Source organism: Streptomyces zhaozhouensis, assembly GCF_900230195.1.
Taxonomy (GTDB): Bacteria; Actinomycetota; Actinomycetes; order Streptomycetales; family Streptomycetaceae; genus Streptomyces; species Streptomyces zhaozhouensis.
In genome coordinates this window covers 237,927-246,434 of sequence record NZ_OCNE01000007.1, presented here as the reverse complement: position 1 = coordinate 246,434, position 8,508 = coordinate 237,927, and the positions used below count along the sequence as shown (strand labels likewise).

General features: G+C 70.5%; 8 protein-coding genes and 1 pseudogene. 7 read left to right on the top strand and 2 right to left on the bottom strand.

What is annotated here, in order from left to right; all coding sequences use genetic code 11:
- Nucleotides 1-448 precede the first annotated feature (448 nt).
- A pseudogene (locus CRP51_RS13110) lies at nt 449-610 on the bottom strand (NAD-dependent epimerase/dehydratase family protein); the annotation flags it as partial.
- 309 nt (nt 611-919) lie between these two features.
- Between CRP51_RS13110 and CRP51_RS13105 the strand changes: the two are divergent.
- The 5 genes from CRP51_RS13105 to kilB all read left to right on the top strand — a co-directional run bounded on the left by CRP51_RS13105 (nt 920) and on the right by kilB (nt 5,226).
- Complete coding sequence (locus CRP51_RS13105; protein ID WP_097231308.1) at nt 920-2,266, top strand: MFS transporter; 1,347 nt, start codon at nt 920-922, stop codon at nt 2,264-2,266.
- Nucleotides 2,267-2,579: 313 nt separating this feature from the next.
- The gene (locus CRP51_RS13100) at nt 2,580-3,797 is read left to right on the top strand and encodes an IS110 family RNA-guided transposase (RefSeq protein ID WP_097231307.1); all 1,218 of its coding nucleotides are present in this window, start codon (nt 2,580-2,582) and stop codon (nt 3,795-3,797) included.
- Between the two features lie 193 nt (nt 3,798-3,990).
- Nucleotides 3,991-4,167: a hypothetical protein gene (locus tag CRP51_RS28820; protein WP_170970535.1), complete on the top strand. Its 177-nt coding sequence runs from the start codon at nt 3,991-3,993 to the stop codon at nt 4,165-4,167.
- A complete protein-coding gene (locus CRP51_RS13095; protein WP_439333159.1) occupies nt 4,124-4,399 on the top strand; it encodes a DEAD/DEAH box helicase family protein in 276 nt (91 codons plus the stop codon). Before CRP51_RS28820 ends, CRP51_RS13095 begins: the two co-directional genes overlap by 44 nt.
- 23 nt (nt 4,400-4,422) lie before the next feature.
- Nucleotides 4,423-5,226, top strand: coding sequence for a plasmid transfer protein KilB (gene kilB / locus CRP51_RS29505; RefSeq protein ID WP_245880562.1), 804 nt, complete (start codon nt 4,423-4,425; stop codon nt 5,224-5,226).
- A 95-nt stretch (nt 5,227-5,321) separates the two neighbouring features.
- Here kilB and CRP51_RS13085 read toward each other — a convergent pair whose 3' ends face one another.
- Nucleotides 5,322-5,900, bottom strand: a complete 579-nt coding sequence (locus tag CRP51_RS13085) for a dienelactone hydrolase family protein (RefSeq protein ID WP_097231305.1) — start codon at nt 5,898-5,900, stop codon at nt 5,322-5,324.
- 240 nt (nt 5,901-6,140) lie between these two features.
- On the opposite strand from CRP51_RS13085, the gene CRP51_RS13080 reads away from it, so the two are divergent.
- Nucleotides 6,141-6,392 (top strand): hypothetical protein, encoded by a 252-nt coding sequence (locus tag CRP51_RS13080; protein ID WP_141514590.1) that lies wholly within the window; start codon nt 6,141-6,143, stop codon nt 6,390-6,392.
- Between the two features lie 66 nt (nt 6,393-6,458).
- Entirely contained in the window at nt 6,459-8,243 is a 1,785-nt protein-coding gene (locus CRP51_RS13075) for a serine/threonine-protein kinase (RefSeq protein ID WP_439333158.1), read from the top strand.
- Nucleotides 8,244-8,508 lie beyond the last annotated feature (265 nt).

Below are 8,508 nucleotides of genomic sequence, written 5' to 3'. Positions count from 1 at the left end.
AGCGGCGGCGCGTTTTCCCGCGCAAGCGCGGGAAAAGCATTCCGCAAGCGGAATGCGAAATGCAGTGAAGCCTTTTCGCGCAAGCGCGAAAAGGCAGAGTCCCGCAAGCGGGACTCTAAGAGAAGCTGGCTACGGGGAGGGTGCTGCGTGCTGGTGATGCACTGTGCAGGGACTGGAGGTTCGGGCCACTCTCCCCCTCGTCGGGTGACGCGCGGGTGAGGGGGACGCTGATGAGTTCAACCGCACATCGAAGGGGGAGACCAGAGAGGGTTACGTAAAGGGGCCAAGCCCGACCCATGCTATCACGCGATGGGCGCGTATAGAGAGCGACCTGACAGCTTGTCACGCGTGGGCATGAACGTGTTTCCATTGGTGATGCATCAAGGTGATGCACTGTGTATTTTCTGGTCTAGAGTCTCACCACCAGGTCCATGAATTCAACCCCTACCCTCTCGCGAGGAGTCTGGTCGGGGTGGGCGGTGCACAGGTCGTCGACGCAGGTCACCTCCGTGCCGCCGGCCAGCAGCGCCTCGCACAGGTGCGACCCGAGAAACCCGGCGCCGCCGGTGACGACGGCGTGCCGGAACGGCGTGCCGGTGCTGCCTTCCATGTCCGCTCCCTTCGGCGGCCTGTCCCTTCCGTGGCCACGTCCCCAGGCACCCCCACTGAATACGAACAAATAGCTACAAGGCGTAATTAAAGGGGGTCCGAGGGTGACCGCCCCCGCTCTGTGACCAACCCCACCAAACCCCGAGAACCCCGTGCCCACACGGCGGAACCCCTTCCGGCCGCCCCTGGGAACGATCTTGGTCTTCCCGACCGCCCCGCCGTCTGCCACGGTGGATCGCGCCGTTCCACGGGCACCGACGCCCGTCGCCTCCCCACGTCAGCCGCCCCGACCGGGGCACAGGGAACCCTCATGCCCACACTCCGCCGCGCCCGGGGACACAACCCGTGGCGTTCCCTGCGGCACCCCAGTATGCGCTGGTGGTCCGTGGCCAACCTGGTCTCCAACGCCGGCACCTGGATGCAGCTCACCGTCCAGAACCTGCTCGTGCTCCAGGTCACCGGCTCCGCCGCCATGACCGGCCTCTCCCTGGCCGTGCAGGCCGGCCCCGGGCTGCTGCTCGGCCTCGCCGGCGGCGCCGTCGTCGACGCCTGGCCGCGCAAGCTGACGGCCGCGCTCAGCCAGGTCGCCCTCGGCCTCGTCGCCTTCACCACCGCGGTGCTGGTGGCCCTCGACGCGCTCAACGTGCCCGCGCTGCTGCTCCTGGCCGCCGTCACCGGCGTCATCAGCACCGTCGACGGACCGGCCTGCGCCCTGCTCGGCAACGACCTGGTGCCGCGCCGCGACGTGCCCTCGGCGATCGCCCTGGGCTCCGCCGTGCACAGCGTCGGCCGGCTCGCCGGCACCGCGCTGGCCGGCGGCGCCGTGGTGCTCTTCGGAACCGCCTCGGCGTTCGTCGCCAACGGCTTTTCGTTCGTCTTCGTCGCGGCGATCATCCCCTTCCTCCGGCTCGTGGACCGCGCGGCCGAGGAACCGGAGGACGCGCCGGCGCCCGCCGCCCCGGAGGCGGCAGGAAAGCCCAACGACGGCGGCGCCCGCGCCGGGCTGCGCTTCTTCCGTCGCCGCCCCCAGCTGGTGCTGCTGGCCGGTATCACCGCGCTCAGCTCCGTCTTCGGCCGCAACTACGCGCTGACCCTGGCCGTCCTGGTCACCGGCCCGCTCGCCGGCGGTCCCGGCGCCTTCGGCACCGTCTCCACCGCGCTGGCCGTCGGCGGCATCGTCGGCGCGCTCCTCGCCGGGGTGCTGCAACGCCCCTCGGTCCGCCTGGTCGCCGCCATGTCCGCGATCGGCGCGGTCTTCCAGATCGCGGCCGGGCTGACCCCCACCCTCGGCCTGCTGATCCTGCTGGTGATCCCCATGGCCGTGGTGGAGTCCGTCTCCGACACCGCCGGTGCCACCGTGCTCCAGACCGACCCGCCGCCCGAGATGCGCGGCCGGGTGCTCGGCGTCTGGCGCAGCCTCAGCACCGGTTGGGGCCTCGTCGGTCCGCCCACGGTCGGCCTGATGATGGAACTCATGGGCGCACGGGCCGCGTTGGTCGCCGGCGGCCTGCTGGTGGCGCTCCCCGCCGCCGCCGGCCTGCTGTTCCACGCCCTCCGCCGCAGGGCGCCCGACTCGGAACCGGCTCCCGTCCCCGCGCCCCGCGCCGAGCCGGCCCCGGCGCCCGCTCCCGAGCCCGCACCGGTGCCGGTGGGCTGACGCCCGCCGTTCCCCGCGCCACCAAAGCCCCTCGGGGCGGGGACGCCCCCCCCCGTTATGTTTTTGGCGGTCCTGCAATGGGACCGCTGGCCTCCGGGCCCGGCATTACTGTGTCCCCCTGTCGACGGCATGACCTGGGGGGTGGTGTCACCGGGTCCGGGGGTGTTCGTCGGAGACGCTGATGAGAGGTCCGGCCACCGTCCGGCCCGGCGCAATGCCTGGCAATTCGCGGGCGGCAGGTCTGCATAACGTGGATGCGCGAGCACGACACCCGAGCCGAGGCCGGCACCGTCAAACCTCCTGAAAGGCCGCGATGTTCGAGACCCAAGACGTGGGCGTGTTCCTCGGCCTGGACGTCGGCAAGTCCGCCCACCACGGGCACGGGCTCACCCCGACCGGCAAGAAGGTCTTCGACAAGCAGCTGCCCAACAGCGAGCCGAAGCTGCGGGCCGTGTTCGACAAGCTGACCGCGAAGTTCGGCACCGTCCTGGTCATCGTGGACCAGCCCGCCTCCATCGGCGCCCTGCCGCTGGCCATCGCCCGCGACGCCGGCTGCCGCGTCGCCTACCTGCCCGGCCTGGCGATGCGACGAATCGCCGACCTCTACCCCGGCGAAGCCAAGACCGACGCCAAGGACGCGGCCGTCATCGCCGACGCCGCGCGAACAATGCCGCACACCCTGCGCTCACTCGAACTGACCGACGAGATCACCGCCGAACTGACCGTGCTGACCGGCTTCGACCAAGACCTCGCCGCCGAGGCCACCCGCACCAGCAACCGGATACGCGGCCTACTCACCCAGTTCCACCCCAGCCTGGAACGCGTCCTGGGACCCCGCCTGGACCACCAAGCCGTCACCTGGCTCCTGGAACGCCACGGATCCCCAGCCGCCCTACGCAAAGCCGGCCGACGCAGACTCGTCGAGCTGATCCGCCCCAAGGCCCCGCGCATGGCCGCACGGCTGATCGACGATGTCTTCGACGCCCTGGACGAGCAGACCGTGACCGTTCCCGGCACCGGCACCCTCGACATCGTGATCCCGTCCCTGGCCCGCTCGCTCGCCGCCGTCCACGAACAGCGCCGGGCCCTGGAAGCCCAGATCAACAGCCTGCTGGAGGCCCACCCTCTTTCCCAGGTCCTGACCTCGATGCCCGGCGTCGGCGTCAGGACCGCCGCAATCCTGCTGACCACCATCGGCGACGGCACCAACTTCCCCACCGCCGCCCACCTCGCCTCCTACGCCGGCCTCGCCCCCACCACCAGATCGTCCGGAACCTCGATCCACAGCGAACACGCGCCCCGAGGCGGCAACCGACAGCTCAAACGGGCCATGTTCCTCTCCGCCTTCGCCTGCATGAACGCCGACCCCGCCTCCCGCACCTACTACGACAAACAGCGAGCCCGCGGCAAAACCCACACCCAAGCCCTCCTCCGACTCGCCCGCCAACGCATCAGCGTCCTGTTCGCCATGCTCCGAGACGGCACCTTCTACGAACCCCGGACACCGAAGAACATCGAACTCACCGCATAACCCAACACCCCCGAACCACCCAAACCCGACAGGGACGCCTTGACGAGAGACATAGAGGCACCCCCCCCCGCCGCGCCGCGTCCGCGCCGTCGCCGCCGCCCCGAGCGGCGCGGCCGGTGTGGAACGCGGCCGGCCAGGTACTCGCGGCCCTCGTCCCACACCGGCCCCGAACGCGCGAGGGAGCAACGACGGCATGACCGTTCCCGAGGAGAACCGGCCGAAGACCCCGACCACCGACCCCGAACTCACCGACCCCGACGCCGAGCGGCGGGACCCGACGGAGACGGGCGACGGCACCGGCCGCACCCCGCGCGAGTACCGTGGCTATGTCGAGACGCGATCTCAGGAATCATCAGATCGAGGCTGTTGACGCCATTGTGCGCGGCTTCGATATCCCTCCGGGAGGAATTCCTGCAAACGGGTTTCGGGGGCAGGTCATTTCCGCGTGTGGTACGGGAAAAACTTTCATGGCGGCGTTCGCCGCGAGGGAGATGCTGCCGTGTGGGCGCGTTCTGGTGGTGGTGCCGACGCTGGATCTGCTGTCCCAGACGGTGCGGGAGTGGCGGCGGGTCGGGCACACCGGGCCGGCGGTGGCCGTCTGATCTCTCCAAAAGGACCCGCAGCTGTGGAACTTGGGGGTGCGCTCGACGACGAATCCGGTCCGCCTGTCATTGTGGCACGGCACCGGCCAGGTGGTGATGTTCGCGACCTACGCCTCGCTTCCGGGATCGCCCCCGACTGGAACCCGGACTGGAACCCCCTATGGCAACGCCGCTACGCCGCCCTGCACGGCCTCCTCGCCGAGGAAAGCGGCCCAGTCCACGTCGATCCGGGAGTGACGGTCCACGGGATGGACGTCGGGCGCTGGTTGACCAAGCAGACCCAGCCCGCGGTATGGGCCAGGCTCCTCTCCGGCCAACGGGCGCTCCTGGAACAACTCCGGGTCACCCCGCCCGAGGTCGCGCCCGCCGTGGCGCCAGGGAAGGCCGTAGCGGCCCCCGGGACGGCCCGCGAGGAAGACGCGGGAAACGCGGAAGGCGCGGGGCCCACGGCATTCGGCGTCCTCCCGGCCGCCAGGACACCCACCAAAGGGCGTGGCAGCGCCTCCTTCGAGCGGGGAGTGGCCGCCGCCCGCCAATACCTCGCCCGCGAGGGCCACCTCACCAGGTGGGTCACTGGTTCGCCATGCAGGAGGGGCGGCTGGCCGAGGGGGGCGCCGTATGAGATGGGTCGGGAGACGCAGCGGTTGCGGACGGCGGCTCTGGAGGCGATGTTGCGGGTCGAGTTGCTGGCGGATTCGACGGAGTGGGAGCGGCTGGGGCGGAGGGCGTTGGAGGAGAGCGACCGGATCGCGGGGGCGGGGTCGTGGGAGGGGTTGGATGTGGTGGGTCAGGTGTCGCGGTCGGTGATCTGCGAGTTCGTGGGGTAGCGCGTCGGTATGTGCCGGGGTGGGGTGGGGATGAGCTGCGGGGTGTTCCTGAGGGGGCGTGTGGGCGCCGCCGGCGGGTCGGGGTGTTCGGCTGGCTACCCGACGCGGTCGAGGAAGTCGAGCACTCGGTGCTCGACTCGGGGCGCCGCCTGTTCGTCGTGGGAGGGCAGGCTGTTGTCGGTGAACAGGTGTCTGTCGCCCGGGTAGAGGAACAGTTCCGCGTCCTTCGCTATCTCCACGAGTTGGCGGGCGGCGTCCGCGTCGCCTTCTCCGGCGAAGAACGGGTCGGCGTCCATGCCGTGGATCTGTGCGGGGACGTCGCGGGGCCAGGTCGCGCCGAATTCCGTGACGGGGACGCACGCTTCGAGGAGCAGCGCGCCCTTGGCTCCGGGGCGGGTCTGGGCCAGCTTCTGCGCCGGTAGGACGCCGAGCGAGAAGCCGACGTAGACCAGCTCCGGGGGCAGCTCCTCGGCGACGGCGGCTCCGCGCCCGGTGAGCGTGTCGAAGCCGATGCTCTCGGCGTGGGCGGCGCCCTCCTCCAGGCTGGCGAACACCCGTCCTTCGTAGAGGTCCGGCACGTGGACGGTGTGTCCGGCCCGTCGCAACTGTTCGGCGAAGCCGCGCACGCCGGCGGTCAGCCCGTGCGCGTGGTGGAAGACCAGTACCTCGGCCATGGAGTGCTCCTGTCGTGCCGCGGTGCCCGGGTGGCGCCGCGGCTTGAGTATGGACCGCGGCACTGACATTCCCGGGCGATGAGGTTCTGGGTCGCTGTCGGCCATGGCGCGGTGGTACGCGGGGCGCCCGCCGGTGGGCTGCGGGGCGCCCGCCGGTGGGCTATCGGGTCTGGTTCCGCAGGGCGTCGAGGCGGGCGCGCAGGAGGGGGCCGGTCGAGGGCGTCGTAGGTGCGGGCCCATGTGGAGATGGAGGTCGGGGAGGCGTTCGGGGGTCTCGTGGTAGGCGGCGGTGAGGCTGAGGAGGGCGCTGGCGGGGGTGCCGGTGTCAAGGTGATGGGTGGCGTCGTCGAGGATGTCGTCCGTCTCGCCGGTGCACGTGGGGTAGGTGGCGGCGAACGCGTCGTGGGGGGCGAGGACGCCGATGCCGATGCCGGAGGGGCAGGGTTCGTGGCGCCAGCCGGGCAGCGGGGCGGCGGCAGGCCTGAGATGTGAGGTGTGGCCCGGAGCGGGGGACAGGGCGAGCTGGCGGTGGTTGAGTAGAGGGTTCAACTTGTCTGTGTGGGCAGGGTTTCGGTGTCGGAGGAGGGTGTTCGGGTGGAACCGTTGCGCGCGGGGGATCCGGAGCGGGTGGGTAGTTTCGTGTTGCGGGGCCGCCTGGGCGCCGGCGGGATGGGTGAGGTGTTCCTCGGGCGGTCGCCAGGGGGCCGCTCGGTCGCGGTGAAGGTCATCTACCCGCACCTGGCGGCACAGCGGGAGTTCCGGGCCCGGTTCGCCCGGGAGGTGGCGGCAGCGGAGGCGGTCAGCGGCATATTCACCGCCCCGGTCGTAGCCGCCGGACCGGAGGATGACCCGCCGTGGATCGCCACCGCCTACATCCCCGGCCCCGACCTCGCCCTCGCCGTCACCGAGACCGGCCCGCTGCCGGAAGACTCTGTGTGGGGGCTGACCGCCGGCCTGGTCGAAGCGTTGCAGGCCATCCATGCCAAGGGTCTGCTACACCGGGACCTCAAGCCCTCGAACGTGCTGCTGGCCTCCGACGGGCCGAAGGTCATCGACTTCGGCATCGCCCGCACCCTGGAAGGCTCCTCCCTGACGAGAACCGGAATGGTGATCGGGACGCCCGGCTTCATGTCTCCCGAACAAGCCGAAGACGGCCAGGTCGGACCAGCAAGCGACGTGTTCGCGTTAGGGGCGGTGATCGCCTATGCCGCCACCGGCAACGACCCCTTCGGCGGCGGTGCGCCGCTGGCGATCCTCCACCGCGTCATCAACAAGGAACCACGCCTGGACACCATCACCGGCCCACTCCACGACCTCATCACCGCCTGCCTCGCCAAGACCCCGGACGAACGACCCGCCCTCCCCCAACTACTCGACCAGATCACCTCGCACTGGGCCCCACCCGACGACGCCCCCGGCACCGCCCTCTGGCCCACCGAGGTGACCACCCTCATCCACCAACGGGCCACCACTCCCACCGCCCCGTACACCCAACACTCCGACCCCACCCACGACACCCCCACCGCGGAAGAACTGACCCGCCGGCACGAAGAGGCACTGCACGCCGGCGAAGCGGGAAAGCACGCGGAGGCCGCACGTCTCTTCGTCCAGGTCGCCGCGGACCGCGCACGCGTCCTCGGAGACGACCACCCCGACACCCTGCAGTCCCGCCACAACCACGCCTACTACCTCGGTCAACTCGGCAAACATGAGGAAGCCGTCCGCCTCTTCGCTGAGGTTGTCTCCGACTACACACGCTCTCTCGGAGACAACCACCCCGACACCCTGAACGCCCGCCACAACCACGCTCAGGAGTTCCGCCGCGTCGAAGCACACATCGAGGCCACACGCCTTGCCACGCAACTTGCCGCTGACCGCACCCTTGGCCCCGACCACCCCTACACGCTCACCGTCCGCCACGACCAGGCTCGTCGTCTCGCTCGGGATGGGGACAACGCCGAAGCCGCACGACGTCTTTCCCAGGTCGCCGCGGACCGCGCGCGCGTCCTCGGAGAGGACCACCCCGACACCCTGCAGTCGCGCCATAGCCACGCCTACTACCTCGGCCAAGCCGGAGAGTACGCCGAGTCCGCACGTCTCTTCGTCCAGGTCGCCGCAGACCGCGCACGTGTCCTCGGAGAGGAGCACCCCGACACCCTGCAGTCCCGCAGCGGCCACGCCTGGAACCTCGGGCGGGCTGGGAACCACGTCGAAGCGGCACACCTCTTCGCGGAGATCGCCATCGACCGGGCACGCGTCCTTGGAGAAGACCATCCGGACACCCTCACCGCGCTCAGGAGCCACGCTTGGAATCTCAGCAGAGTGAAAGAACGCAGAAGTTGATGTGGTGTTGAGTTCACGGGTGCCGAGCACGCCGGGCCGCATGGACTTCCCGCGTGGACTTCGACGACGCCCCGCTCTCGGGAGGCGCTTGACCTGGCGCGGGCCGAGTTCGACATCGTGGTGCTGATGGGGCGGGCGAGCTGGCCGCAGACGAGGTATGTCGACCACTGTGTGCTGCTGGCACACGCCGAAGAGAGCCTGCCCGTACGCGAACGCGTACACCACCGCCGGGGTGGGGAACGCCGGCTGACGCCGGAGCAGAGTA

Bases quoted from the DNA above. Each gene is read 5' to 3' on its own strand.
- CRP51_RS13105 (WP_097231308.1), top strand. From the start codon at position 920: ATGCCCACACTCCGCCGCGCCCGGGGACACAACCCGTGGCGTTCCCTG.
- CRP51_RS13100 (WP_097231307.1), top strand. From the start codon at position 2,580: ATGTTCGAGACCCAAGACGTGGGCGTGTTCCTCGGCCTGGACGTCGGC.
- CRP51_RS28820 (WP_170970535.1), top strand. From the start codon at position 3,991: ATGACCGTTCCCGAGGAGAACCGGCCGAAGACCCCGACCACCGACCCC.
- CRP51_RS13095 (WP_439333159.1), top strand. From the start codon at position 4,124: ATGTCGAGACGCGATCTCAGGAATCATCAGATCGAGGCTGTTGACGCC.
- CRP51_RS13085 (WP_097231305.1), bottom strand. From the start codon at position 5,900: ATGGCCGAGGTACTGGTCTTCCACCACGCGCACGGGCTGACCGCCGGC.